This window comes from Pseudoalteromonas sp. XMcav11-Q (assembly GCF_040104525.1).
Classification (GTDB): domain Bacteria; phylum Pseudomonadota; class Gammaproteobacteria; order Enterobacterales; family Alteromonadaceae; genus Pseudoalteromonas.
Genome location: NZ_JBECOX010000025.1, coordinates 1 through 24901 on the forward strand (window position 1 = coordinate 1; position 24901 = coordinate 24901).

Annotated in this window: 22 protein-coding genes, 11 tRNA genes, 1 rRNA gene and 1 pseudogene; 15 read left to right on the plus strand and 20 right to left on the minus strand. The window is 42.3% G+C overall.

Annotated features, from left to right (window positions below; genetic code table 11):
- The 12 genes from ABMY45_RS22975 to ABMY45_RS23030 form a co-directional block, all read right to left on the minus strand.
- A 16S ribosomal RNA gene (locus tag ABMY45_RS22975) occupies nt 1-308 on the minus strand; the annotation flags it as partial.
- A 1017-nt stretch (nt 309-1325) separates the two neighbouring features.
- Nucleotides 1326-1399: transfer RNA gene (locus ABMY45_RS22980), tRNA-Cys, on the minus strand.
- Between the two features lie 11 nt (nt 1400-1410).
- Nucleotides 1411-1486, minus strand: a tRNA-Gly gene (locus ABMY45_RS22985).
- A gap of 43 nt (nt 1487-1529) precedes the next feature.
- Nucleotides 1530-1616, minus strand: a tRNA-Leu gene (locus tag ABMY45_RS22990).
- A gap of 21 nt (nt 1617-1637) precedes the next feature.
- Nucleotides 1638-1713: transfer RNA gene (locus ABMY45_RS22995), tRNA-Gly, on the minus strand.
- A gap of 57 nt (nt 1714-1770) precedes the next feature.
- Nucleotides 1771-1857: transfer RNA gene (locus ABMY45_RS23000), tRNA-Leu, on the minus strand.
- Nucleotides 1858-1893: 36 nt separating this feature from the next.
- Nucleotides 1894-1967 (minus strand) — tRNA-Cys (locus tag ABMY45_RS23005).
- A 7-nt stretch (nt 1968-1974) separates the two neighbouring features.
- Nucleotides 1975-2050 (minus strand) — tRNA-Gly (locus tag ABMY45_RS23010).
- 209 nt (nt 2051-2259) lie between these two features.
- Nucleotides 2260-2805 carry a CDP-diacylglycerol--glycerol-3-phosphate 3-phosphatidyltransferase gene (pgsA, locus tag ABMY45_RS23015; protein WP_010375584.1) on the minus strand — a complete coding sequence of 182 codons (546 nt, stop codon included), beginning with the start codon at nt 2803-2805 and terminating at the stop codon, nt 2260-2262.
- Nucleotides 2806-2847: 42 nt separating this feature from the next.
- Entirely contained in the window at nt 2848-4671 is a 1824-nt protein-coding gene (gene uvrC / locus ABMY45_RS23020; protein WP_349289546.1) for an excinuclease ABC subunit UvrC, read from the minus strand.
- 11 nt (nt 4672-4682) lie between these two features.
- A complete protein-coding gene (gene uvrY / locus ABMY45_RS23025) occupies nt 4683-5333 on the minus strand; it encodes a UvrY/SirA/GacA family response regulator transcription factor (protein WP_174170981.1) in 651 nt (216 codons plus the stop codon).
- 258 nt (nt 5334-5591) lie between these two features.
- Nucleotides 5592-6737 (minus strand): dicarboxylate/amino acid:cation symporter, encoded by a 1146-nt coding sequence (locus ABMY45_RS23030; RefSeq protein ID WP_010606536.1) that lies wholly within the window; start codon nt 6735-6737, stop codon nt 5592-5594.
- 211 nt (nt 6738-6948) lie between these two features.
- Between ABMY45_RS23030 and ABMY45_RS23035 the strand changes: the two genes are divergently transcribed.
- The 3 genes from ABMY45_RS23035 (at nt 6949) to ABMY45_RS23045 (ending at nt 11366) form a co-directional block, all read left to right on the plus strand.
- Nucleotides 6949-9243 (plus strand): carbohydrate binding family 9 domain-containing protein, encoded by a 2295-nt coding sequence (locus ABMY45_RS23035; RefSeq protein ID WP_206471643.1) that lies wholly within the window; start codon nt 6949-6951, stop codon nt 9241-9243.
- A 128-nt stretch (nt 9244-9371) separates the two neighbouring features.
- Nucleotides 9372-10340, plus strand: a complete 969-nt coding sequence (gene cysK / locus ABMY45_RS23040) for a cysteine synthase A (RefSeq protein WP_010606534.1) — start codon at nt 9372-9374, stop codon at nt 10338-10340.
- 159 nt (nt 10341-10499) lie between these two features.
- Nucleotides 10500-11366, plus strand: coding sequence for a transporter substrate-binding domain-containing protein (locus ABMY45_RS23045; protein WP_102056584.1), 867 nt, complete (start codon nt 10500-10502; stop codon nt 11364-11366).
- A gap of 97 nt (nt 11367-11463) precedes the next feature.
- Here the strand turns inward: ABMY45_RS23045 and queE are convergent, their stop codons facing one another.
- On the minus strand, nt 11464-12129 hold the full coding sequence (gene queE, locus ABMY45_RS23050; RefSeq protein ID WP_102056583.1) for a 7-carboxy-7-deazaguanine synthase QueE: 666 nt from the start codon (nt 12127-12129) through the stop codon (nt 11464-11466).
- 123 nt (nt 12130-12252) lie between these two features.
- On the opposite strand from queE, the gene queC reads away from it, so the two are divergent.
- Entirely contained in the window at nt 12253-12909 is a 657-nt protein-coding gene (queC, locus tag ABMY45_RS23055) for a 7-cyano-7-deazaguanine synthase QueC (protein ID WP_010375567.1), read from the plus strand.
- A gap of 53 nt (nt 12910-12962) precedes the next feature.
- Here the strand turns inward: queC and cysB are convergent, their stop codons facing one another.
- Nucleotides 12963-13940, minus strand: a complete 978-nt coding sequence (gene cysB / locus ABMY45_RS23060) for an HTH-type transcriptional regulator CysB (RefSeq protein ID WP_010375565.1) — start codon at nt 13938-13940, stop codon at nt 12963-12965.
- A 413-nt stretch (nt 13941-14353) separates the two neighbouring features.
- Between cysB and ABMY45_RS23065 the strand changes: the two genes are divergently transcribed.
- Nucleotides 14354-15115, plus strand: coding sequence for a hypothetical protein (locus tag ABMY45_RS23065; protein ID WP_039492261.1), 762 nt, complete (start codon nt 14354-14356; stop codon nt 15113-15115).
- Nucleotides 15116-15182: 67 nt separating this feature from the next.
- On the opposite strand, the gene ABMY45_RS23070 is transcribed toward ABMY45_RS23065, so the two are convergent.
- Nucleotides 15183-16472, minus strand: coding sequence for an NCS2 family permease (locus tag ABMY45_RS23070; protein WP_349289547.1), 1290 nt, complete (start codon nt 16470-16472; stop codon nt 15183-15185).
- A 121-nt stretch (nt 16473-16593) separates the two neighbouring features.
- Between ABMY45_RS23070 and ABMY45_RS23075 the strand changes: the two genes are divergently transcribed.
- The 3 genes from ABMY45_RS23075 to ABMY45_RS23085 all read left to right on the plus strand — a co-directional run bounded on the left by ABMY45_RS23075 (nt 16594) and on the right by ABMY45_RS23085 (nt 18276).
- Nucleotides 16594-17043, plus strand: coding sequence for an SEL1-like repeat protein (locus ABMY45_RS23075; RefSeq protein ID WP_010375560.1), 450 nt, complete (start codon nt 16594-16596; stop codon nt 17041-17043).
- 330 nt (nt 17044-17373) lie between these two features.
- Nucleotides 17374-17769, plus strand: a complete 396-nt coding sequence (locus ABMY45_RS23080) for a SulA-like leucine-rich domain-containing protein (protein ID WP_017218896.1) — start codon at nt 17374-17376, stop codon at nt 17767-17769.
- A 45-nt stretch (nt 17770-17814) separates the two neighbouring features.
- Entirely contained in the window at nt 17815-18276 is a 462-nt protein-coding gene (locus tag ABMY45_RS23085; RefSeq protein ID WP_158299142.1) for a YchJ family protein, read from the plus strand.
- A gap of 376 nt (nt 18277-18652) precedes the next feature.
- On the opposite strand, the gene ABMY45_RS23090 is transcribed toward ABMY45_RS23085, so the two are convergent.
- Nucleotides 18653-19174 carry a VC2046/SO_2500 family protein gene (locus tag ABMY45_RS23090; RefSeq protein ID WP_349289548.1) on the minus strand — a complete coding sequence of 174 codons (522 nt, stop codon included), beginning with the start codon at nt 19172-19174 and terminating at the stop codon, nt 18653-18655.
- Between the two features lie 112 nt (nt 19175-19286).
- Here ABMY45_RS23090 and ABMY45_RS23095 point away from each other — a divergent pair.
- The 4 genes from ABMY45_RS23095 to ABMY45_RS23110 all read left to right on the plus strand — a co-directional run bounded on the left by ABMY45_RS23095 (nt 19287) and on the right by ABMY45_RS23110 (nt 19701).
- A tRNA-Tyr gene (locus ABMY45_RS23095) sits at nt 19287-19371 on the plus strand.
- Between the two features lie 20 nt (nt 19372-19391).
- Nucleotides 19392-19476: transfer RNA gene (locus ABMY45_RS23100), tRNA-Tyr, on the plus strand.
- A 29-nt stretch (nt 19477-19505) separates the two neighbouring features.
- A tRNA-Tyr gene (locus ABMY45_RS23105) sits at nt 19506-19590 on the plus strand.
- A gap of 26 nt (nt 19591-19616) precedes the next feature.
- A tRNA-Tyr gene (locus tag ABMY45_RS23110) sits at nt 19617-19701 on the plus strand.
- 17 nt (nt 19702-19718) lie between these two features.
- On the opposite strand, the pseudogene ABMY45_RS23115 reads toward ABMY45_RS23110, so the two are convergent.
- Nucleotides 19719-20198: pseudogene (locus ABMY45_RS23115) on the minus strand (DUF2938 domain-containing protein).
- A gap of 90 nt (nt 20199-20288) precedes the next feature.
- Between ABMY45_RS23115 and ABMY45_RS23120 the strand changes: the two are divergent.
- Entirely contained in the window at nt 20289-20684 is a 396-nt protein-coding gene (locus tag ABMY45_RS23120) for a helix-turn-helix domain-containing protein (protein WP_174170944.1), read from the plus strand.
- Nucleotides 20685-20706: 22 nt separating this feature from the next.
- Here the strand turns inward: ABMY45_RS23120 and ABMY45_RS23125 are convergent, their stop codons facing one another.
- On the minus strand, nt 20707-21363 hold the full coding sequence (locus ABMY45_RS23125; protein WP_349289549.1) for a YgjP-like metallopeptidase domain-containing protein: 657 nt from the start codon (nt 21361-21363) through the stop codon (nt 20707-20709).
- 225 nt (nt 21364-21588) lie between these two features.
- On the opposite strand from ABMY45_RS23125, the gene ABMY45_RS23130 reads away from it, so the two are divergent.
- A complete protein-coding gene (locus tag ABMY45_RS23130; protein WP_010606522.1) occupies nt 21589-22569 on the plus strand; it encodes an ion channel in 981 nt (326 codons plus the stop codon).
- 17 nt (nt 22570-22586) lie between these two features.
- Here ABMY45_RS23130 and ABMY45_RS23135 read toward each other — a convergent pair whose 3' ends face one another.
- On the minus strand, nt 22587-23228 hold the full coding sequence (locus ABMY45_RS23135) for an HD domain-containing protein (RefSeq protein ID WP_045989065.1): 642 nt from the start codon (nt 23226-23228) through the stop codon (nt 22587-22589).
- Nucleotides 23229-23355: 127 nt separating this feature from the next.
- Between ABMY45_RS23135 and ABMY45_RS23140 the strand changes: the two genes are divergently transcribed.
- Nucleotides 23356-24546, plus strand: coding sequence for a class I SAM-dependent methyltransferase (locus ABMY45_RS23140; RefSeq protein WP_102056578.1), 1191 nt, complete (start codon nt 23356-23358; stop codon nt 24544-24546).
- 63 nt (nt 24547-24609) lie between these two features.
- Here ABMY45_RS23140 and ABMY45_RS23145 read toward each other — a convergent pair whose 3' ends face one another.
- Nucleotides 24610-24900 (minus strand): PilZ domain-containing protein, encoded by a 291-nt coding sequence (locus ABMY45_RS23145; protein WP_010606519.1) that lies wholly within the window; start codon nt 24898-24900, stop codon nt 24610-24612.
- Between the last annotated feature and the right edge of the window lies 1 nt (nt 24901).

Consider the following 24901-nt stretch of genomic DNA (forward strand, 5'->3'; position numbering starts at 1 on the left):
GTGTGGCTGATCATCCTCTCAAACCAGCTAGGGATCGTCGCCTTGGTGAGCCTTTACCTCACCAACTAGCTAATCCCACTTGGGCCAATCTAAAGGCGAGAGCCGAAGCCCCCTTTGGTCCGTAGACGTTATGCGGTATTAGCCATCGTTTCCAATGGTTGTCCCCCACCTCAAGGCATGTTCCCAAGCATTACTCACCCGTCCGCCGCTCGTCATCTTTTAGCAAGCTAGAAATGTTACCGCTCGACTTGCATGTGTTAGGCCTGCCGCCAGCGTTCAATCTGAGCCATGATCAAACTCTTCAATTAAAAGTTTTTTCGAAACCTAAGTTTCGTGCTCATTGAATTCTGATTTTGTTCTTTTTCCAAGAACGAATTGACTGTGCGTTATTATTTTCACTTTTTAAAAAAGTAAAATCAAAACAGCTCAAGGCTGAATCTTTTAATAACTTATGGTCACTCAGCTCAATTGAGACTCTAAATTTGCTTGCGTCATCTAGCGAACTAGAATCTGCTGTTAGAACTCAATCTGTACGAGTGCCCACACAGATGATTGCTTCATATTTTTAAAGAACGTTTCGAAACATTTCGTTGTTTCGAGGGATGAGCATTCTAAGCATTCCCGATTTTTTGTCAACACTTAATTTTGAATTTCTTGAGAAGAAGTTTCGAACTTAAGTTTTACTTGACGCTAACTCGTTGCTACTTTGCTTTTCAGCGTAGCGCCCCGTGTCAGTGGGGTCGCATTATAGGGCGATCCGATTTTAGTGCAACCCTTTTTTCATTAAAACTTATAAAAAAGGTTTGTTCGAACAAAAAACAAACGAAACATACCAAAGCAGTATATTTTTCACTCAAAAAGACCGAATTGAAGTCACGCGAGTCTACATAAACTTTAAGCATCACTAAGGAACAACTGAACAAATGGCGTTATATAACATCTGTTAGCATATCAACTTGCCTACTTACATATAGAACTCGAAACAAAGCCAGGTCAATTCTGCTTTATGTAGAGAAGGTGTACGTAAATTATGTGGAAGTGAAAATGTAAAGCGACTATGAAGCAGTAAGTCTATCCAATAAGCAGGACTAGATACCAAAATGATACCTTTTATCGAAAATATGAATATAGGTGCGTTTATAAAGGCATTGAATACTAACTTTCGATCCTTCTTATTATTGACTAGTAGCTATAGCAATGATTCTGGGATCTAAAGAAACAATGTTTAAGTAAAAGAAGATGTGGATAAATCAGTAACAGTGAAGTTCTTGGATAATAAAAAGATAAATAAGTGAGGGTATTAAGAATAAAGAGAATATGCGATATGGAGGCGGAACCCGGAGTCGAACCGAGGTAGACGGATTTGCAATCCGCTGCATGGCCACTCTGCCATTCCGCCATGAAGAATATTGGAGCGAGTAACGAGGTTCGAACTCGTGACCTCGACCTTGGCAAGGTCGCGCTCTACCAGCTGAGCTATACTCGCATTCCATTTTTCACACTGGTAAATTTGATATGTGAAAAATAAATGGTGCCCGGGGCCGGACTTGAACCGGCACGCTGTTACCAGCGAGGGATTTTAAATCCCTTGTGTCTACCAATTCCACCACCCGGGCATCGGGTGTGAAAGCAAAAATTGGAGCGAGTAACGAGGTTCGAACTCGTGACCTCGACCTTGGCAAGGTCGCGCTCTACCAGCTGAGCTATACTCGCGTTCCGTTTTGTATATAAAAACCATATAGATTTGTTACATACAAATCCCGATATAAATGGTGCCCGGGGCCGGACTTGAACCGGCACGCTGTTACCAGCGAGGGATTTTAAATCCCTTGTGTCTACCAATTCCACCACCCGGGCATCGGGTTTGCTTTCGCATGTGGATATGTTGAGAAATGGAGGCGGAACCCGGAGTCGAACCGAGGTAGACGGATTTGCAATCCGCTGCATGGCCACTCTGCCATTCCGCCGCAAATTTGGAGCGAGTAACGAGGTTCGAACTCGTGACCTCGACCTTGGCAAGGTCGCGCTCTACCAGCTGAGCTATACTCGCGTTCCATTGTTTAAATCTACTTATTTACTAAGCTTCTCTAAACTTTAACTTGCTAGGTGATGCTATCTAAATTTCATTTAGATGGCATACTGCCCTCTCAACACGGACGCATTCTACAGAAGTTCTGGAACGCGTCAACATAAAAAATGAATGTTTTGAATCGTTTGCTCAAAATTTATCTAAACCGCTGGGTTTATAATCATTTCAAGTCAAGAATTAGTCAATTCTCCTTTTGCAGCATAGAGATACTGGATCATAGAAACTAATGTTAGCAATGTCGCGATAGCTAAAAGTGCGTAACTTAGCATTGTCATCCAATCTGATAACTGCCAAATCAAACCTATAATAGCTAACATCTGTGCAGCTGTTTTGAATTTGCCCAGCCAAGATACTGCAACACTACCTCTTTTACCTTGTTCGGCCATCCATTCACGCAGCGCAGAAATAACTATTTCTCTACTAATAATGACAACAGCAGAAATAGTAATGAAATAATTATCATAATGTGTAGCAAGTATCACTAAAGCAACACTGACCATCACCTTGTCGGCAACAGGATCTAAAAAAGCACCAAATGGCGTTGACTGTTCCAACTTACGCGCAAGATAGCCATCGAGGATATCGGTAACGGAAGCTAACCAGAAAATAAAAGCGGCGGCAAAAAACGCCCATGAATAAGGAAGATAAAAAACGACTGCAAACACGGGAATGAGTAGCAATCTAAATGTTGTGAGCGTATTTGGAATATTCCACATAACTACTTGGTATTGTCTTTTTTTCTATGTTCGCATGATTGCTTAAGCTTTGTCATGCAAATGATTGAATATCTTTTCAGCCATTTCAGGGCTGATCCCAGGAACTTGCTTTAATTGATGTATATTTGCAGATTTAACTCCCTGCATGCCTCCTAAAAACTTAAGTAGTGCCTGACGTCTTTTCTGACCTACGCCTTCAATCTCTTCAAGCACAGATTGCGTTCTTTGTTTTTGTCTTTTATTACGATGCCCTGCAATTGCAAAGCGATGTGATTCGTCGCGGATATGCTGGATAAGGTGTAATGCAGGTGAATCACTTTCGACATTCACCGTTTTACGACCACCATCTATTAGCAATGTTTCTAATCCCGGCTTTCGGCTTGTGCCTTTTGCAACCCCTATCAGTATCGGCATTTTATTGAGTTGCCAATCAGCGAAGAAAGATTCCGCCCTACCTAACTGCCCCTTACCACCATCAATAAAAATAATATCGGGTACTTTCGCTTCATCCGACATTTTGCCGTAGCGCTTATTTAATGCAAAATCCATCGCTGCGTAATCATCCCCTGGGGTGATCCCAGTGACGTTATATCTGCGATACTCTCTATTGTTTGGCCCTTGACCATCGAATACAACGCACGATGCGACCGTGTTTTCTCCCATGGTATGACTGATATCAAAACACTCCATTCTTTGAATGTCTGACAGCCCTAGCACTGCTTTTAGTTTAGCATATCGTTTGGTGATTGAGTCTTGTGCACTTTGTTTAACTTCAATACTGTTTTGCGCATTTTTATTTGCTAATGCAAGATATTGGGCTCGTTCCCCACGAACGTTACATTTGAAATTAACTTTGCGCTTCGAAACTTGAGTCAGCGCTGCTTCTAATGCACTTTCCTCTTCTATTTCGAATGGCAATACAATTTCTTTAGCAATTCTTGAGTGGTTACCCGTTGAAATGTAATACTGTCCAAGGAAAGAAGTTAGCACTTCATCTGCCCCAGAACCTTTTGGTACCTTTGGAAAATGTGTTTTCGTCCCAAGTACCTTATGTTCCCTTATCATCAGTACATGAATGGCCACTAAACCGTTCTTCTGCTCATAACCGATGACATCAAGCTCTGCAAAGTTCCCTGCAATGGACTGCTGTTCTTGCATTTGCCTTAATAAAGCAATTTGATCTCTGTGTTTTGCTGCTTTCTCAAAATCCAAAGACATACTGGCGGTTTCCATTCGTTCCACCAGTGCTGAGATAACGTCCTGAGAGCGTCCTGTCAAAAACTGTCGAACCATGGCTACTTGCTCTTGGTATTCTTCGTCGCTTACTTTGCCAACGCATGGTCCTGAACATCTTTTTAACTGATACTGCAAACAAGGTCGGCTGCGTGCGCGGTAATACGCATCTTCGCATTGCCTAACCGGGAAGATCTTCTGCATTAACCTCAGACTTTCCGATACCGCAGCACTGCTAGGAAAAGGACCAAAATATTCGCCTTTTTGTTTTCTACTACCACGATGAAATGCAAGCCTTGGATGTTGATGGGCGCTCAAGAAAATATACGGATAACTTTTATCGTCTCTTAAGAGAATGTTATATCGTGGTTGGTATTTCTTAATTAAGTTATTTTCTAAAAGCAGCGCTTCGGTTTCGGTATTCGTTAACGTTACTTCAATATGATCAATATTACTGACCAATACTCGCGTTTTACTATCTGTGATATTTGAACGGAAGTAGCTAGAAACTCGTTTTTTGAGGTTTTTTGCTTTACCAACATAGATAACCTGGTCGTCCACATCGTACATGCGGTACACACCAGGTTCTGTTGTTAATGTCTTAAGGAAAGGTTTGTAATCAAATTCAGTCATTTAAAAAGAACTTAATGACTGCTATCTATATCGATCATTTTATGGCGAATAGCCAAGTGGGTTAATTCCACATCACCGCTCACATTGAGCTTTTCAAACATGCGATAGCGATAACTATTTACCGTCTTAGAGCTTAGGTTCAAGCGATCTGCAATATTTTGTGCTTTCTCACCTTTAGTGATCATGAGCATGATCTGTAATTCTCTTTCCGATAGCGATTGGAAAGGGTTTTCGTCATTGCGGCCACTAAATTGCGCAAGGGCAATCTGCTGAGCAATTTCTGGCGCAATATAACGCTGGCCAGCATTAACAGCACGTATTGCGTTGATCATTTCATCAGGGCCTGCACCTTTTGTTAGGTAACCATGCGCACCAATTTGCATTACCTTGCTTGGGAAAGGATCTTCACAATGTACCGTAAGCACAATAACTTTTACATCTGGACAGTAACGGCAAATCTTTTTGGTCGCTTCCAATCCACCAATTCCAGGCATGTTCATGTCCATTAGCACAATGTCAGGCTCACTTTGGCGACAAAAGGTTACGGCTTCTTCACCGTTTTTGGCTTCTCCTACCACTTTAAAGCCACGCACATCATCTAAAATGCGTTTTATGCCAGTCCTGACAAGTTCATGATCATCAACTAAAAGCACATTAATCAATGGCATACCCTCTACATATATATTGGTAAAAGGAGCGAAGCAACCAACAGCCCCGCTTCCAGATGTTTGAGATTACCACATATTTTTTAAAAGCATAACGATAGAAACGAGAGAAAAATACAATTTTGATATGAATTAACTAAATAGTTAATTCATGAAATAAGCAGTTTGATTATAATTTCACCGCTTTATGATTTTAGAGGCAGCCGCTACGGCATTTAGCCATAGCGACTTATAGTAGATTTATTTTTATATGACTCAGCTTTGCTTTGAAAATTTATCGACCCAAAGTGCAATCACACCATCACCGGTTACATTACATGCTGTGCCAAAACTATCTTGCGCTAAATATAAAGCAATCATCAATGCCACTGCGCCCTCATTAAAACCAAGCATACTGGTCAATAGTCCAAGCGCAGACATAACCGCTCCACCCGGCGCACCAGGAGCCGCAATCATTACTACACCAAGCATAAAGATAAATGGCAACATTTCCGACAATGACGGTACAACCATCTCAGGAGAAAGCAGCATCACGGCCATTGCGCAAGTCACTATGGTAATAGTCGACCCTGACAAATGGATGGTGGCACAAAGTGGTACAGTAAAATTGGCAACCTCTTCGTTAACATTATTAGATTTACTTGCACGAAGAGACACAGGAATAGTTGCCGCGCTCGACATAGTACCAATAGCGGTAAAATACGCAGGTAGCATATTTTTGATTAATTCCAATGGATTTCTACCAAGTAACAGGCCGCTCACCACAAACAGGGTGCTTAGCCATAGCCAATGCATAATAATCGCGGCAAGCAATACCACGCCAAACGTACTTAGGGTGTCGAATACCGTACCTGCGACTGCCATTTCAGCAAAAACACCGGCGATGTAGAGTGGTAATATTGGAATAATGACTTTCGCAAGCAGTGCATCTACCACATCTCTCGCTTCGTCAGTGACACCTTTAAGTTTAGTTAAGCCACACTGGCTCATCCCAATACCAAAGATAAATGCCGTTGCAAGTGCCGTCATCACTCCCATCAGCGGAGGGATCTCAATATTAATAAAGCTCTTAAGATGAGATTCTTCCACGGCTTGATAAGCAACGCCGCCGTCAAAGAATGGGATGAAAGCATTAACTAATAAAAATGCTAATGTGCCAGCAATAATGGTTGACCCATAAGCAAAGCCAACTGTCTTACCAAGCAAGTGGCCCGATCCCTTTGGTAAGCCTGCTATACCTGAAGCAATAAAAAGCAGGATTATCAGAGGAATAGTAAAGCTGATAAGTTGCCCTATGATCACCTTGAAGGTGTATAAGAGCTCAACTAACACAGTCGGCAAGTACAGACCCGCCAACATACCAGCGACGATACCCGCCACTAGCTTCAATATAAGAGACATAGTTACTTCCTAGCAGATTTTCAAAGGCGTTGTTGTAACATGTTTTTGACCACCTTTGCTATTAATTCGATGGAGATAAATCGATTTGTACATTTTATGTATACATATTCGCCACCCAACGTAAATAATTGCAACCTGACGAAAATAAATTGTTTCAGTTCATTGCATATTATCTAATACTGGAAAAAGTCTCTGTAAAATAATTAAATTCATGCTTAAAGCTGTAACCTACTCTTTTTTCGCGCTTAGTCTATCTAGTCAAGCATGGGCACTAGACCCAAATAAAATCCCATTTATCGATAGTTCTGCAAAAATTGATGGTGTACTTGAAGCCGATATTTGGCAACGTGCATTAGAAATAGATATCAACAACATCACTTGGCCATACGAGAACCAATCAAGTCCAGTACAAACTAAGGCCTACGTATATGAGAATGGTCAATCTTTATTTATTGCTTTTGATGCAAAGGACCCTAATCCTGAATTGATCCGCGCATTTTATCGTGACCGTGACCGCGCCTGGGAAGACGATCTTGTCGGCATTAAAATTGATTCATTTAACAACGCCCAAAGCGCTTACCAGTTTTTCATCAATCCACTAGGTGTACAACAAGACTCAATTGAAAACGAACTCACTAAAAGCGAGAATGGTTCTTGGAATGGGATCTGGGATAGCGTCGGAAAGATAAACAAAGACGGTTATGTTGTTGAAGTTGAAATCCCACTTCGTGTATTGAATTTTAACGACTCTCTCGCAAGCAAAACCATGGCTTTAGAGTTTCTGCGTTTTTATCCAAGAAATGAAAGGTTGCGTATCTCCAGCATGCAATTGCAACATGCAAATTCTTGCTGGATCTGTCAAATGCCAAAATATCAAGGATTTGCTAAGGCTAAGCAAGGTAATAACTTTGCCGTTATTCCAACACTAGTCACCAATAGGCAAGAATCTCGCGACATAGATGATGGTATCGCAGAGCCATGGCAAGCCGACAATAATGTCGAGCCGGGCTTAGACGTAAAGTGGGCTATCACGCCAGACACGACGCTAAACGCAACACTAAACCCCGATTTCTCACAAGTTGAAGCTGACACGGGACAATTGAGCGTTAATAATAGCTTTAGCCTATTTTTCCCTGAAAAACGGGCGTTCTTTTTAGATAATTCCGATTACTTTTCTTCTCACCTTAACCTTATTCATACTCGGAACATTTCAGCACCCGATTATGGCGTCAAGCTTACCGGTAATAAAAACGGTCACACTTTTGCGGGATTTATTGCCAACGATGAAAGACTCAATGTCGTTGTTCCCGGAAATTTGGGCTCGAGTGTTGTCTCATTAGAGAGAAAAAGCCAAAACATGGCGCTTAGATATCGTCATGACCTAAACAAAACCTTGTCTGTAGGCGTGACATCGACGACTAGGCAAAGCGACGACTATCGCAACCAAGTTGCGAGTATAGACGCCAAATACAAGCCAACAGATAACGATACCTTACAGGTGCAGTTAATTGGCTCGGATACAGACTATGATAGCGCTTTCGCCGAAGCGTTATGTGATAGTACGCTCGCTGAGTGCGACCTAAACGAAAGTGTACTCAGAGTGATTGACGAAGATGACCGTGGTGCTGGCTATTACGTTAATTATGAACACAATCGCAAGCATTGGAAGGCATTTACCAGCTATCAAGCTCGCGATGCAGCACTTAGAACCGATATGGGCTTTATCACTCAGATCGACTTTAATAAATTTCTTTTCGGCGGTGAGTACCGTTGGTATGGCGATGAAAGCAACTGGTGGAACCGTGCACGTTGGTACGCCGACTGGGATATTTCCCACAACGAGCAAGGCGAATTATTAGAAAAAGAACTGCAAACCAACTTTGCAGTTGACGGCCCGTTGCAAAGCTTTCTTGATTTCGGTGTTGAACATAGAAAACGCACAGGACTGCGACATGATGAAACCCGTTTAGCGATTGACGGCAATACCGATCTATTTACCGAGAATTCACAGTGGACCTATATGGAGTTCAAGCCAATGGCCGGCGTTTTCGCAGGTTTGAACTTAAGTAAAGGAAACCGCGTTGACCTTGCAAACAACCGTGTTGGTGATTTGTATTTCGCCCGTCCGGTTATTAACGTCAATTTTGGCAAACATTTTGAAGTTAGATTACGCCACACATACGAAAAAATGAAAGCAGATGGCGCGGAAGTTTATACCGCAAATCTGAGCGATATCCGCCTGACTTACCAATTCAACATTAATAGCTATTTGAGATTGGCAATCATCAATACAGATATTTCGAGAAACCAGAGCAATTATAACGATGATGTTGATGCGACTTATAAAAGCATCAGCACCCAACTGCTCTATTCCTATAAACTAAACCCACAAACCGTTTTCTTTGCAGGCTATTCCGATCATGGTTATCAAGACGATGATTTGTCAAAGATAACTAAAGACGAAAAGACGGTATTTATGAAGTTCAGTTATGCCTGGTTGATTTAAATATCAACCTTTAAATAACTATTGGCTATAAGCAAATTTGATATATCTTATAGCCAATCTTTCCTTTCGTTTTGCGAAATGCGCAGTAAAGTGATGGAATACAAGCAAACCTAGATTAGGGAACACAAATGACTAAAGTATATGCAGACAACAGTCTAACTATCGGTAATACACCGCTGGTTAAAATCAATCGCGTTTCTGGCGGCAATGTTTACGCAAAAGTGGAAGCGCGTAACCCAAGCTTCAGCGTTAAATGCCGTATTGGTGCGTCTATGATCTGGGAAGCTGAAAAAGCAGGTCTTCTTAGCGAAGGTAAAGAACTTATTGAACCAACTTCAGGTAACACGGGTATTGCACTGGCTTTCGTTGCTGCTTCTCGTGGTTATAAGTTGACACTTACTATGCCAAATACGATGAGCCTTGAGCGTCGTAAACTACTAAAAGCACTTGGCGCAAATTTAGTGCTAACAGAAGGCGCTAAGGGCATGAAAGGCGCGATTGAAAAAGCAAATGAAATTCAAGCAAGTAACCCTGAAAAGTACGTGTTACTACAACAGTTTGAAAACCCAGCAAACCCGAAGATCCATTTTGAAACAACGGGCCCAGAAATTTTTGATGCACTTGAAGGTAATATCGATTACTTCGTTGCGGGCGTTGGTACAGGTGGCACGATCACCGGTGTTTCACGCTATCTGAAAAATGAAAAAGGCCTAAATGTTAAGTCAATTGCTGTTGAGCCAGTTGACTCACCAGTTATCACGCAGACCCTTGCGGGCGACGAAGTAAAGCCAGGTCCACACAAAATTCAAGGGATTGGCGCTGGCTTTATTCCAGGCAACCTAGATCTTGAGCTTATTGATGGCGTTGAGTTGGTGTCGAATGAAGATGCAATTGCAATGGCACATCAGCTGATGAAAGACGAAGGTATTTTAGTAGGTATTTCTTCTGGTGCAGCCCTAGTTGCCGCAAAGCGAATTGCCGAGAAACCTGAAAATGCCGATAAAAACATCGTGGTTATTTTGCCAAGCGCTGCTGAGCGTTACCTAACTAGCCCACTTTTTGCAGACACATTCTCTGAACAAGAATTAGTGCAGTAAGAGTAGAGCTTCATATTCTAGATTACCAAGGGGCATCACTGCCCCTTTGTTTTTTATATTATTCCTTTTAATTTCACCTTCCTTCACTACACTTTACCTATTCGCTACTCTTTTTTGACTTCGATGATTGTAAAGACCTTATTACTCTTGTTTTTTCTCATGTTTAGTAGCTTCATCTATGGGGAGAATTTAAACGTCGCCTACTTCAAGGGCGGTGAATTTCACCTTGTTGCTGGAGAAAAGTACCAAGGGGGTTATCTATACAATAAGAAAGGCAAAAATGCGTTCATTCATATCGTGACATTAGATTGGCCACCTTATATCGGTGCAAACCTCTGCAACAAAGGCTGGGCTTTCCAGTTTGCCGTCGCACTGCTTACCGACTTAGACTATCAAGTGTATGTTGAATTTTTGCCTTGGGCTCGTGCTGTAAGAGCCGCGGAAACGGGCAAAGCAGATATTTTATTCCCAGAATACTATATTGAGGATTCAGCACCGTCTGACAATCACAAGAATAAGACCCGCAGAGAGCTACTTGCTTTATCTAATGCTTTTCCTGGTGGTGAAATCGGCTTTTTGAAGCGAAGAGGTGAAGAAGACCGCTTTGATGGTAATCTAAACTCAGTTAAGAATGAGCTCATTGGTGTCGTGAGGGGCTATCAGAATACCCCTGAATTTGATGCTATGATGGATAATGGTGAATTCGTTACAGTGGAAGCCGTAAATGATTTACAGCTAGTGAAATTACTCGTCGGTAAGCGCGTAAATTTAGTAATAGGCGATCCAAAAGTGCTGCGCTTTACGGTCAATTATTCAGACTTACCTAGAGCTGAGAAAATTGAATTACTGAGAAACATTGAAAACGTGACACCGCCTATTAAGTATAATCACCTCTACTTTGCACTTAGCAAACAAAAACCACATTGGCATGAATTGCTCAAAGATATCAATCGCAATCTCTATCAATTTGAGAACAGTGGTGAAACGCAAAGAATGATTGAAATGGTCAGTAACGAGTGTTATTGACCTCTACATAAAACTTAACGCCTAAGCACGCTGCTTGTTCAATACCTCAGCTTAAACACACCGCATTTTTAGCTAAAATACGCTTAGGCAAATCGCTTTAGTTAATCCCTAAATACTTGTGCACTTGAACTGATAGGCGCCAATTTTTCGCTTTGCAATTGTCTATTGCAAGCTTAGTGGCCTTGGCTTTTTGGCTAATTGGCTGAAGATACACTAGCTTTGGTTCAACCCCAGTTTGTGCAAATAACGCCTCTAATTCCTCAATATGCTTTTGCATCGCGACGGGGTGCTTTATTTCATCGGCACGAGCCATTGCACTTGGAAGTACTTTGTAACCTCCACGCATATTAATTTTTGGCGACACAGTAACCCAAGTTTCAGCTGGCGCGAGGATCTCAAATGTCCCACTGGTTTCAACCTGTGTGCTGTACCCTTTACTATGCAATAACTCGCATAATGGGCGAAGATCAAACATACAAGGTTCACCACCGGTGATCACCACATGTTTGGCTTGGTAGCCCCGCGCCTCGAAAATCGCCAAGATCTCGTCAGCACTCGCGTTTGCCCACCACTCTGAGTCAGCCTTTTTTTCTACAGTGTTATCCAATGAAACAATAAAAGTGTCGTTGGTTTCCCAGGTTTGTTTGGTATCACACCAAGCGCACCCAACTGGACAGCCCTGCAAACGTAAAAAGATTGAAGGCGTACCAGTGAAGCTTGCTTCACCCTGAATTGTTTCAAATATTTCGTTAACCTTGTACAAAATGGCCCCGTGTTTAAGATAAAGTTGTCGAAAAATACCGCGAGAAAATTGTCATTTCTCCAGCGGCCGTGTAGTATATCGCGCCCTAAAGTAAACCTCTATCAAAATCGAGGCAAATCACCTATGAGCGAAAAAGTTGTCGTAATCTATTCCGGCGGAATGGACTCTTACACTGTATTAAACAAGGCTGTCCGCGAGGGCCATGAGGTTTATGCACTGTCTTTTAACTATGGCCAGCGACATGTAAAAGAGCTACAAGTTGCCGCTGACGTATGTGCAAAACTCGGCGTTGCTCATAAGGTCGTTGATATTTCGGCTATCAATCAATTATTGTCAGGCTCTAGCCTAACAGATGACATCGACGTGCCAGAAGGCCACTATGAAGAAGAGAGCATGAAGAGCACGATTGTGCCTAATCGCAATATGATTTTGCTTTCTCTTGCGGTAGGTTACGCTGTCTCTCTAAAAGCAAATAAGGTATTTTACGGTGCTCACTCTGGCGATCATGCAATTTATCCAGATTGCCGCCCAGAGTTCGTTAAAAAGATGGATGATGTTTGTCGCATTGCGAACTACGACGCGGTTGAAATTGTCAGTCCTTATCTTAACAACTCAAAAATTGATATCCTGACCGACGGTCTAAAAATGGGATTAGATTACGCTGACACTTGGACGTGTTACAACGGCCGCGAAAAAGCATGTGGTAAGTGCGGTGCTTGCCAAGAGCGTCTCGAAGCGTTTGAACTAAACCACGCAACAGATCCGCTCCCGTACGAATAACAGTATTGAAAAAGGCCTCTGTTGAGGCCTTTTTCATATTCTTTTCAAGTACTTCATTTTACTGGAAGCGTCATACCTTCAAATAGCTTGTCGATATCATCTTGATTTCGTAGCAAACTTGCACGCTCTACCACATCTTTTGTGAGATGCGGTGCAAATCGCTCAATAAAATCGTACATGTAGCCTCTTAGGAAGCTTCCTTTTCTGAAACCGATTTTCGTCGTACTTGCTTCAAATAGGTGACTTGCATCGATACAAACTAAGTCGCTATCAGACTTTTCATCAAGTGCCATTGACGCTAATACGCCAACACCGAGCCCTAATCTTACATAGGTTTTAATCACATCGGCGTCTGTTGCAGTAAACACGATGTGTGGCTCCAAACCATGAGCATTAAATGCTTTATCCAGTTCTGAGCGGCCAGTAAAACCAAACACATAAGTGATCAACGGATATTTAGCGACGTCTTGCACCGTCAGTGCACTGCCTTTTTGTGCAAGAGGATGGTCTTTGGCGACCACAATACTACGATTCCAGTGATAGCAAGGTAGCATGACAAGATCACTGTACAAATGCAGCGCCTCGGTAGCAATAGCAAAGTCAGCATCACCTCGAGCGGCAGCATCAGAGATTTGCTGTGGCGTACCTTGATGCATGTGTAGAGAAACCGCAGGATATTTTTTCATAAATCCTTGGATCACAGGAGGTAACGCGTAACGAGCTTGTGTATGCGTCGTTGCGATGTTTAGTTTACCTTGATCTGGTAAGGTATGTTCATTTGCAACCGCTTTGATCCCTTCCACTTTAGAGAGGATCTCACGAGCAATATTAATAATTTCATTACCCGCGCCCGTAACATGCGTTAAGTGCTTACCGCTACGGCCAAAAATTTGTACCCCCAACTCGTCTTCAAGCATGCGCACTTGCTTTGAAATACCAGGTTGAGAGGTATATAAACTTTCCGCCGTCGCTGACACATTCAGGTTGTGATTCAACACTTCGACGATATATCTCAATTGTTGTAATTTCATATTGCTTTTATTCTTATGATCTCTTGATGTTGAGCATCAGCCCATAGCAAAACCGCTTTTTGTTAGCGAGTTTAGTGCAAAGCGATAAAAACCGCCTGTTACGACCTTATGTAGGCTAGCACATTTGGTAAAAATGAGGTAGCCAAGAGGTACTAAATATCAGCATTTTCACTGACGCTCCGACAGTCATTTGGCCAAATAGCGGATATTGTGACACGCTTTTGCAAACTCACGAGCTAAATCTGGCGACTATCTTTCACTAAAACTAACCGCTCATTTAGGCATCGGCTATACTAAAAAATAATGAATTCTTTATCTTTTTTACAGGTTATTGTCGTAAACCTGTTCAGAATAGTACGAATTCATGTAAGATTAAAAAATTACACTGGTGGTTACATGAAAGAGATTTCAGTATGTTTGTTTCTATTATAATAATGTTGATTGTTGCACTTATCGTCATAGCAGTTTGGGTAAGCGCTATCCAGCAACATAAAGAGAAACAAGAAGCGGAGAGACGCAAAGAACTTGCTAAGCAAAAACGCGTAATAGAAGAAGCGGAAGACGTCATCATGAATGGCAGCAATATTCCGATGTCTGAAGTCATGATCCGTATTATTCAGCGCCGCGTGCACGATGCTTTAGCCGCAATGGTGGAGTTGTCTCCGACTTCGAAAGAATTAAAAAGTCGCTTACACGAGTCGCAAGAGCGCTTAAATACTCAGCCTGAAAAAGCAGCTGACTCAGACTCGATAGCACTTCCAGACAACGACAAACAAATTATCGCATTAGTTCAAGGCATAAAGAAATTACGCCAACTACTACGCTCAGAGCATAGTAAAGGTAAAGTAGACACTCAACTGTTCGTTAATGAAGACCGTAGGCTGGAGCGCTTTCAGCTTAAAATCAATGTTGAAAGCCAGATAAAACGAGGGCTTTCAGCGAGAACCGCAAACATGGTCGGTTCAGCAAGACAATACTTTGAAAAAGCTTACGCTACAATTTGCGCCGTCTCATACAATGATGACTATGTAAAAGAGAAAAAAGCACAGCTGGAAGGTTATTTAGAAGAGATCAGCAGCGAACTTAGAGCGTCCAACGCATCAGCGGTGAAAAAGAAAGCAGAGCAAGAACAAGACGACTTGGACGTATTGTTTGCACCGAAGAAGAAGTGGTAACACCATAATTTACGTGAAAGGCTGGTCTCCCAGCCTTTTTTATTACAAATGAAGTAAACCCACTTGCTTAACCAAAAGCAAACTTAACGATAAAGAGTGCTGTCAGTACCCAAACGCTGATACTGATTTCATTTGCCTTATTACACGCCAACTTAACTGCCGTATAAGAAATAAAACCCAAAGCAATACCATGCGCGATTGAAAACGTGAGCGGTGTCATCAATAACACAACACTCACCGGAATAGCATCGCTCATCTCATCCCAATTAATCAACTTTAGGTTTTGTAGCATTAATACCGACACATACAATATCGCGCCTGCCGTCGCATATGCAGGAACCATCTGTGCCAATGGCGCAAAGAACATCATGAGTAAGAAGCAGATCCCCACGACCACGGCCGTCAACCCTGTGCGACCACCGACAGATACACCCGACACTGATTCAATGTATGAAGTCGTCGTTGAAGTACCGAGCACTGAGCCTGCAATCGTCGCAGTGCTGTCAGCTGACAGTGCCCTACCCAACCTTGGCATGCGACCATGTTCGTCAGATAATCGGGCCTTTTGAGTCACCGCAACCAATGTGCCACTGGTATCAAATAAATCGACAAATAAAAATGCAAACACCACGCTAAGCATGGAAAGCTCAAAAATTCCGCTCAAATCCAACTGCATATAGGTCGGCGCGATGCTTGGGGGGATATCAACAACCCCGTGATAATCTACAAGCCCAAGCCCCCACGCAATACCCGTTACCATTAAAATGCTGATAAGCACGCCACTTTTGACTTCACGGTACATAAGCGCCGCAATCACAAAAAAGCTCGCAATGGCTAATAGCGGGCCGGGAGAAGTGATATCACCAAGTTGTACTAATGTCGCATCGCTTGCGATAACAATTTTCGCGTTCTTTAGCGCGATTAAGGCTAAGAATGCGCCAATACCTGCCGCGATCGCACGCTTTAGCACAATGGGAATAGCTTGGATCACCCATTCGCGTACTTTGAATACGCTCAAAAATAGAAATAAACAGCCCGACATAAATACCGCGCCTAATGCACTTTGCCATGTATAGCCCATGCCAAGCACAACACCATAGGTAAAAAAGGCGTTTAAGCCCATTCCAGGCGCAAGCGCTAAAGGATAGTTTGCCCATAGTCCCATAATAAAACAGCCGATTGCGGCTGCGATACAAGTTGCTACAAAAGCAGCGCCGTGATCCATGCCAGCTTCTGCTAGCATTGCAGGGTTTACGAAAACGATGTAAACCATAGTAACGAATGTCGTCAAGCCAGCAATCACCTCAGTTCTTACATTGGTGTGCATAGCTTGCAGTGAAAATAACCGCTCGAGCATAACTAAAATTACAAATTTAAGGAACAAGTGGTTGGATTTTAACACGAATCACTTTAAAACTCGGACAAAATAGTTAAAATTCAGCTACACTCTGCTTATCAACATTATTGCGAATAAAGATATGGATCAAAATAGCACCGACAACTCAGCAAACCATGACTTAGAACAGCAGCTGCTGAATGTGCTTGAATTTGTAACGTCGCCATTAAAAGCGGACGCAAAATTCCCAGATCTTCACGACAATACCCAAGCTTTGAAAAAAGGCCTCTATTACCTAAAAGAAAAATCTTTTCCGCTTGCGGCAAAATGGCTAAGACTGGCGGCGATGTCTGGTGATTTGAAGGCACAGTTCTTTTTAGGTTTGTTGTTTATGAAAGGTCAAGGAGTGCCACCCAGCCCCTTTCATGCGGCCGCTTGGTTAAGTTTGGCCAGCAGCCAAGGGCACAAAGGCGCCGAACAGGTACTACTAGATGTACGCCGCTTCCTTACAACTAAGCGCTTTAGAGATGCACAGTGCTATGCTGCAACACTTTACGAGCAAATTCATCAACTACAGCATATTAGCCAGTAAATTAAATTTGACTCTCCAAAAAAACGTAGGCTAGGCGTAGCTAAGCCTCTCTTAAGTAAACGTACGCTTTCCCTCTGCGACGATCAAAATGATACAGTAGGAAAACTACTGTATCGCAGCTGAGAAAACTTCCTTGCTTTACTCATACTGAACTTTCGTCAATTAAGCTCTCATTTCAAAAAAATCACAACCACTTGTTTTATATTGAAAATTTAAACTAAATAAAAATTAAGCTTGAATATTGATTAAAAAGCTAGCAATTTTCCTTGCATTCACACACTGTATAAACTACTGTATACAAATACTGTATAGATAACCAGTGAGACAATTATGTTACACAGCAATGCACTTCTACAGCCAAACAATTCAACTTATTACACACTTAACGAAATCAATAATGTGATAGTTGAAGATGAGATCGTCGCTAGTTTAGAGTTACTTAAAGTTTTACATAAATGTCAGCATAAACAAGGCTGGACGCTACTCGTTGCACCCGATAATGTACCAAACAAGTCACTACTAGAAAGCGCTTCAGTTGATGCAAGTAAGTTGCTCGTCATTAGGCAAAAGCACATATACGACCTTGAGTATGTACTTAAAAGTGCTATCAGCAATGGTAATTTCGCTGCAGTGGTGATTTGGACTGATATTGCATCAGTGCAAACTATCAACAAAATGGAACTGCCGGTATCTGACGTTGCGATCCACTGTTTTCAAAGCGCTTAACAAGCTACAATAACAGGATATAAATTTGTTAAAACTGAAGTTTTTATGTCTTGTTATTGCAATTCATCCCTTCCCTATTCGCAATGTTGTGAGCCGTACCTTAAGGGACAAAAATTCGCAGAGCGTCCACAAATACTCATGCGCTCTCGCTATACTGCATACTGCTTAAAAGATGCAAAGTATATTCATGACACCTATGCCCAGGCTAAACAAGCACAAAACAATATCGACGATATTGCTGCATTTGCTAATTATGCACACTTTATAAAATTGGAAGTGCTAGAAGAAGTAGTAGAAGCTACTCAGGGGATCGTTGAGTTTAAGGCGCACTATATCGCAGAAAACACACACTATATACTCCATGAGCGGTCAAATTTTATTACCGAAGCAGGCAGATGGTATTACTTAGATGGTGAATTGTACGATACACCTACAACCAAAGTAGGCAGAAATGACCTCTGTCCGTGCGGCAGTGATAAAAAGTATAAAAAGTGCCACGGTAGCTAAAATAGTCTGAACTAGAGATTAGATACAAAGCAATAAAAAAGGCTTGAAACGAGCTAAGGATGATTAAAGGCCGTTTAGCTTATACCGGTTGTATTAAGTAAATGATCTATCTTGAAGCGGGGAAATAGCTTTAGTAGCAAGGCAAAAATTTTGCTATTTAGTTGTTCTAAATGAGAAATTTTTAACGAAGCTAATATGCTATTTCACCCTTCAAATTGATTAGAGAATTAATTCAATTGGTATTAGACATGAAGCACGATAAGCATGGCGTTTTATGTCAGTCTAGTAACGAAGCAAACAGCTGTAAAACAGCAAGTTTAATACCAGTTTGTCTTAAATTTGCTCAATTATGATGGAGTAAAAGCAGCTAATGTTGTTACGCCGTCGCGCGTAACATACTCTGCATATCACCCGTTGCAATTTGATCATAAAAACCAGCCGCATCCATTGCCTTATCAGCAACTAAGGCCAGTTTACCTTGCGCGCTCGCCAAACGTCTTTTAACCGCTGGTTCCAAATTTTCTACGACTTCGAGTGGAATATGCTTTTTATCATTTCGTGCGGCAAAAGGTTCTGGATTTAAATTTTCTTGCAATCGCAAGGTTGCCATCGCCCCCATAGATACCAGCTGCGCGTTATGCTGACCAATAAGCATATTGTACTCTTTTGGCGCAAGCGGCTTTTGTGGACCTATTTCAAATTGCTTTTTTAGTGTTTCTTCTGAGTTATCTTTTGCGGCAGCTTCAGATTTTGGTAGGTGAAATTGGCTAAAATCTAATGCATCGGTTGATAGCATAGATAACAGCATGGCAAAATCGGCAGAGCGCGTCTCATGAACACTAATGTTCAATGCGGACCCTAATTGCGACTCACTGATTAAAGCGCCATCAATTTGCATGTATTCCAACCGATTATTTTGCTAATTATGAATTTATCGGCCTTTTTCCGAAAAACTTTAGTAGTTTTCTTTACTTCGAAAAAAACTTTGTTATTATCACCGCCGTTGTTTAGGAGGGGTTCCCGAGCGGCCAAAGGGATCAGACTGTAAATCTGACGGCTCAGCCTTCGCTGGTTCGAATCCAGCTCCCTCCACCATAAACAACAGTTACAATTTCGGAGGGGTTCCCGAGCGGCCAAAGGGATCAGACTGTAAATCTGACGGCTCAGCCTTCGCTGGTTCGAATCCAGCTCCCTCCACCACTTTCAAATTGTAACGCTTTAAAATGTATGGAGGGGTTCCCGAGCGGCCAAAGGGATCAGACTGTAAATCTGACGGCTCAGCCTTCGCTGGTTCGAATCCAGCTCCCTCCACCACTTTTAAAGTAAACGCTCCAAACGATGGAGGGGTTCCCGAGCGGCCAAAGGGATCAGACTGTAAATCTGACGGCTCAGCCTTCGCTGGTTCGAATCCAGCTCCCTCCACCACCTTCTATTTTGTTATCTCACAACAAGCTTACATATATAAACGAGCTTAAAAACAATCCAAAGCCAAAAATCAAATGTGCTGTCATACTTTTTACCCTTGCCTTATTCGGCTCTGGTAATTTAGATGCTGCTACCCCTGCACCAAAACAGGGTTGCATAATAAAAAATGGAAACGCACACGTTATTAAGCCAAAAACTAACGCAATGAAAAGACTAGGCTCGGTCAACCAAGGCTTGCCCACGCCCAGTAGTAACGCCAAGGCGAATACCATCCCTATGAGATAATGCATGCATCAGCCAATGACACGTTCACCAGATATTGGTTTACTGTGCCCGATACCTTGATGCGTAAGCTGACCTTGACACAAGTGTCCAATCCACCTACCAACCAATGCATAATCTAAGCCCTTTATAGCAAACACGCGACTGAGCATAAATGCCCACAAATCCATAACGAGCGTTGCACCTACGCCAATGGCAACTGCTGGCATTAACATCGAATATAGGTTTTCCACTATTTTTACTCCTCTTTTTTACTGATAGCCGCTATCCTATTAGTTCAAGTTAACTTTAAGTCAAGGACAAGAATGGATATCAGTGAAGTTGCAAAGAAGTCAGGCTTACCCGCATCCACGCTTAGATATTATGAAGAAAAAGGGCTGATCCGATCGATTGGTCGACAAGGGCTCAAACGTGTTTTTCCTCCGTCGATACTTGAACGTCTAGCGCTTATTACCCTTGGAAGAAACGCAGGCTTTTCGTTAGATGAAATAGCGGACATGTTTACCCCTGAGGGTAAAGCGGATATTGATAGGGTGAAGTTACAATCCAAAGCGGATGAATTAAATGAAACCATAAAGCACTTAACTGCAATGCGAGATGGCCTCTATCACGCTGCAAAATGCCCTGCGCCAAGCCATTTTGAATGCCCGACATTTCAAAAGTTGTTAAAACGCGCGGCAAAAGCGAGGCCCGGCAAATAATAGGCATAAACAGGGCACTATGCTAATGCTCAATCATCAAGTCACAACCATGGTCACGTAAATAACGCCGAGCCATTTTATGGTCGTGGCCATAGTGCTTTGTTACCAAATGCCAAAATGCGCTATTGTGTGCCATGACATGAAAATGGCAAAGTTCATGCACTACCACATAATCGATTACCCACTTAGGCGCACCAATCAAAAACGTATTAAACGCAAGCACGCCTTTAGATGAAAAACTGCCCCAGCGGCTTTTATAAACTCGTATCTTTAGCGTATCAAAGCGAGCTTGAATATCAGGTTGATAGCGCGCAATAACCATGTCTACATAGTCATTTAGCGTTTCGCTTAACAGCGCAACTAATTCACGCCATTCATTTTTGACAGCCTTAAGTAACACCCTTTTGTTGTCAAAATCAATTACAGAGGTCGTACTTTCGCCTCTTTGAATGGTAAAGGTCTCGCCGAATACTTGCACAACTCCTGTTTCCAGTGGCCGAGGGCTCTTTGGTATGATTTTTAGAGCAAGCTTTGATTTTATCCAATCGGATTTGCTTTCCACCCAAGTATGTAACCAGCGCTCGCAGATTTGCTCTGGTGCATACACAAAGACTTGACCAGCTTTTATTTTTATCGCAACGCTCTTACGCTTTCGGCTTTTCTTTAATTGATATTGCAAGATAACAAATTCTTAGTCACTAAAGCATGCATTATAGTATGAGCAACTTGTCAGAGTCACTGCAAACGCCATGCAAGATAAGAATTTGACCAACGATGGCAATAAACTCATCAATAGTATGGTTTCTAACACTCTATAAATTAGAAAGATTTTTTCGTTAAATCACCGTATTTATTATTTTTGCTGCTACGCTTAATGAAAAAGGCATTTTGATTTAGGCAAGCTATGGCTGATAAACCCATTTGCCAATATGTGTCACCTGAGGGAAAAAAATGCAGTGAAATCGATATGGGCTCAGGTTACTGCTTTTGGCATGACAATAAATTCGATAAAGGTGGCTTGGAGCTAAGCCAAAAGCTTGAACGCTATGCCAAGCGCGGCGGCTTGCTGCAAGGCTTAGAGTTGAAGCGAGCCAATTTAGAAGGGCTCAATCTTGTTAACTTTGAAAATCATCATGGCTATGATCTATCTTATAGCAACTTTTATCGTGCCAATTTGAAAGGGGCGCACCTGTTTAATAATACCATTAAGCATGCGTCGCTAATGAAGGCCGACTTGAGAGAAGCAAGTCTACACTGCTGTAATTTAGAAAGCACCAATTTGCTCGGTATAAAGCTTGAAAACACCCGTATTGATAATATGGAACTTGGCGAGCAATTACTACAAGAGCAGCAAGCTTTTGAAGCTCGTAGAAACCGAGCCAAAGAAGACGCGGAAGACTTGTTTCTACAATCCGAAGAGATCTATCGTTTACTACGTAAGGGCGCAGAAAACCAAGGACTATTTGAAATGGTTGGGCGCTTTACGTATAAAGAGCTGCGCATGCGACATGCCCAGTATCCACGATTTTCAAAACGTCACCTAATTTCCAGCTTTGTCGACTTATTATGTGGGTATGGAGAAAAACCGGAAAATGTCATTCGCTTCAGTCTAGGTATGATAATTACCTGTGCATTTTGCTATTTTCTATTTGGTGTTTCGTTTCAAGATCAGATAATGCAACTGGACTTAGACAACAGTGTATCTGAAAACGTCATGGCACTGCTGAACAGCTTTTACTTTAGTGTTGTTACCTTCACAACCTTAGGTTACGGGGATATTACGCCAGTGGGGATCTCACGACTGATCGCAGCCGTTGAGGCTTTTACCGGCAGCTTTTCATTAGCGCTATTTGTGGTGGTATTTGTGAAGCAAATGACGAGGTGATACTCATCTCGTCATTTTTAATCCGCGATTTCTGATTTCAGTTGTTCTAAAAAATCCAGCATATATTGGGTGCGAGCTTGAGCCTGCTCTCGGGCTGCGGTGGTATGCATGTTATCTTTAATATGCAGCAGCTTAATGAAGAAATGATCTAAGGTATATTTGGTATCGTCAGCTTTTCTATGCTCACAAAAAGGGTCTTCTACATTGTAGAGATTACGCGCTATCGCCCCACCTACTTTCATACAGCGGCTAACACCTATCGCCCCTAACGCATCCATTCTGTCTGCATCTTGGACTATTTTGGCTTCTAATGTCGTGGGTGTAACACCGGCGCTAAAGCTGTGTGCAACAATGGCGTGGTGAATCGCCTCAAGTTTATCCGTGTCGTACTTCAACTCTGTTAGGAAGGCAACCGCCTTATCTGCAGCTAATTTAGACGCCAGCGGCCTATCTGGATGATTTTTTGCTACGGCAACACAATCATGTAACCAAGCGGCAGGGATCACTACAGCAGGATCCGCACCCTCAGCTTCGCAAAGTGACTTTGCGACTTTAACTACACGCTTGATATGAGACAAATCATGGGCGGTATCTGCACATGGAGTCGACAGCATAAACTCTTCACATGCTTTTTCTAATTCATGCATTTTTAACGTCATTAAGCTCAACTTTTATTAATATCCGATAAATAAGCCCACACAAATTTGGCGTGAAAGGCATTACTGATTGTATGTTGCCACACCCTTCACTAAAATGGCAGCTATCAGGAAAGATTAGAGAAAATATATGACTTGCGCGCTATATCTGCAACCAGGCAGAGAAAAATCCCTTAACAGAAAACACCCTTGGGTTTTCTCAAAAGCTATTAAAAAAGTAAAAGGTAAGCCAGCCCTTGGCGATACCGTCAAGATTTACAGCAATGAGGGTAAATACCTCGCGACAGCCGCTTACAGCCCAGACTCTCAGATCAGAGCCAGAATTTGGACATTTGATGAATCACAACATATCGACCAAGCGTTCTTTGAGCTAAAACTCGCACGAGCACTAGCGGCCAGAGAATATGTTATCGCTGAAGGTGGTTTAACTGGCTTTAGATTGTGTGCCGCAGAGTCAGATGGTCTGCCAGGAGTAACAATTGACAAGTTTGATAACTACTTGGTTTGTCAGTTGCTAAGCGCTGGTGCCGAGCGCCACAAGGGTGAAATAGTAATGGCATTGCAATCACTATTTCCTGATTGTCATGTTTACGAGCGCTCAGATGTTGATGTACGCAAAAAAGAAGGCCTTGATAAAATTACCGGACCGCTTGCTGGCGACGCGCCAACCGCACCTGTCCTTATTAGCGAAAATGGTTTAAAGATTGAAGTCGATATCATCGGCGGCCATAAAACTGGCTTTTATCTAGATCAACGCAACAGCCGAGCCGCGCTAGAACGCTTTGTAAAAGACAAGGAAGTGCTTAACTGCTTCTGCTACACTGGTACATTTGGCCTTTATGCACTGCGCGGTGGCTGTAGTAAAGTAATCAACGTTGACGTATCGCAGCCAGCACTCGACACAGCTAAACGCAATGTAGAACATAATGAACTAGACTTATCGAAAGCTGAGTTTGTTAAGCAAGACGTGTTCAAACTACTTAGACAATATCGTGATGAGGGCCGTCAATTCGATACTATCGTGATGGATCCACCAAAGTTTGCAGAAAGTAAGGCGCAGCTTAACGGTGCTTGTCGTGGCTATAAAGATATCAATATGATTGCCATGCAGATATTAAAGCCTGGTGGCACGTTACTCACCTTCTCGTGTTCTGGCCTTATGGAACAAAACCTGTTTCAGAAAGTCGTTGCAGACGCTGCGCTCGATGCCGGTAAGGAATTGTTGATCATGGAAAGGCTAAATCAAGCAGCCGACCACCCTATTGCGGGCAATTATCCAGAAGGCTTTTACCTGAAAGGCCTTATTTGTAAGGTCTATTGATTTAACAATTTTTTACGGTGGTATAGAAGAACACTTCAATACCACCTTTATAGCTTAGTTAATCTAATTAAACTTGGTGATTTCAAGCCCTACAACCCACTGCTCATCCTGCTCTTGACTACAGCGGATCACGGTTGCATGAGCACTAAGTGGCTGGATCATATCGCCACTGGAATCAATGAAAATGTCAACGGTTGAATTTGCTTCGATTGGTTCGCTCACTGTCACCGACAATCCTGTAGCGCTTAAATCGTGACAAACTCCTTGATGCACTTTACCCGACTCAAGCTCGGTTAATTTTGCTACTGCATCCACCGACATACGCATAAAACGGCGTTTATCTTCATTGATCATA

Bases quoted from the DNA above. Each gene is read 5' to 3' on its own strand.
- ABMY45_RS23135 (WP_045989065.1), bottom strand. From the start codon at position 23,228: ATGACGTTAAAAATGCATGAATTAGAAAAAGCATGTGAAGAGTTTATG.
- uvrC (WP_349289546.1), bottom strand. From the start codon at position 4,671: ATGACTGAATTTGATTACAAACCTTTCCTTAAGACATTAACAACAGAA.
- ABMY45_RS23080 (WP_017218896.1), top strand. From the start codon at position 17,374: ATGTTACACAGCAATGCACTTCTACAGCCAAACAATTCAACTTATTAC.
- ABMY45_RS23120 (WP_174170944.1), top strand. From the start codon at position 20,289: ATGGATATCAGTGAAGTTGCAAAGAAGTCAGGCTTACCCGCATCCACG.
- queC (WP_010375567.1), top strand. From the start codon at position 12,253: ATGAGCGAAAAAGTTGTCGTAATCTATTCCGGCGGAATGGACTCTTAC.
- ABMY45_RS23035 (WP_206471643.1), top strand. From the start codon at position 6,949: ATGCTTAAAGCTGTAACCTACTCTTTTTTCGCGCTTAGTCTATCTAGT.
- ABMY45_RS23045 (WP_102056584.1), top strand. From the start codon at position 10,500: ATGTTTAGTAGCTTCATCTATGGGGAGAATTTAAACGTCGCCTACTTC.
- ABMY45_RS23140 (WP_102056578.1), top strand. From the start codon at position 23,356: ATGACTTGCGCGCTATATCTGCAACCAGGCAGAGAAAAATCCCTTAAC.
- ABMY45_RS23075 (WP_010375560.1), top strand. From the start codon at position 16,594: ATGGATCAAAATAGCACCGACAACTCAGCAAACCATGACTTAGAACAG.
- ABMY45_RS23070 (WP_349289547.1), bottom strand. From the start codon at position 16,472: ATGCTCGAGCGGTTATTTTCACTGCAAGCTATGCACACCAATGTAAGA.
- ABMY45_RS23090 (WP_349289548.1), bottom strand. From the start codon at position 19,174: ATGCAAATTGATGGCGCTTTAATCAGTGAGTCGCAATTAGGGTCCGCA.
- ABMY45_RS23130 (WP_010606522.1), top strand. From the start codon at position 21,589: ATGGCTGATAAACCCATTTGCCAATATGTGTCACCTGAGGGAAAAAAA.
- cysK (WP_010606534.1), top strand. From the start codon at position 9,372: ATGACTAAAGTATATGCAGACAACAGTCTAACTATCGGTAATACACCG.
- ABMY45_RS23030 (WP_010606536.1), bottom strand. From the start codon at position 6,737: ATGTCTCTTATATTGAAGCTAGTGGCGGGTATCGTCGCTGGTATGTTG.
- cysB (WP_010375565.1), bottom strand. From the start codon at position 13,940: ATGAAATTACAACAATTGAGATATATCGTCGAAGTGTTGAATCACAAC.
- ABMY45_RS23085 (WP_158299142.1), top strand. From the start codon at position 17,815: ATGTCTTGTTATTGCAATTCATCCCTTCCCTATTCGCAATGTTGTGAG.
- ABMY45_RS23065 (WP_039492261.1), top strand. From the start codon at position 14,354: ATGTTTGTTTCTATTATAATAATGTTGATTGTTGCACTTATCGTCATA.
- pgsA (WP_010375584.1), bottom strand. From the start codon at position 2,805: ATGTGGAATATTCCAAATACGCTCACAACATTTAGATTGCTACTCATT.
- ABMY45_RS23145 (WP_010606519.1), bottom strand. From the start codon at position 24,900: ATGATCAATGAAGATAAACGCCGTTTTATGCGTATGTCGGTGGATGCA.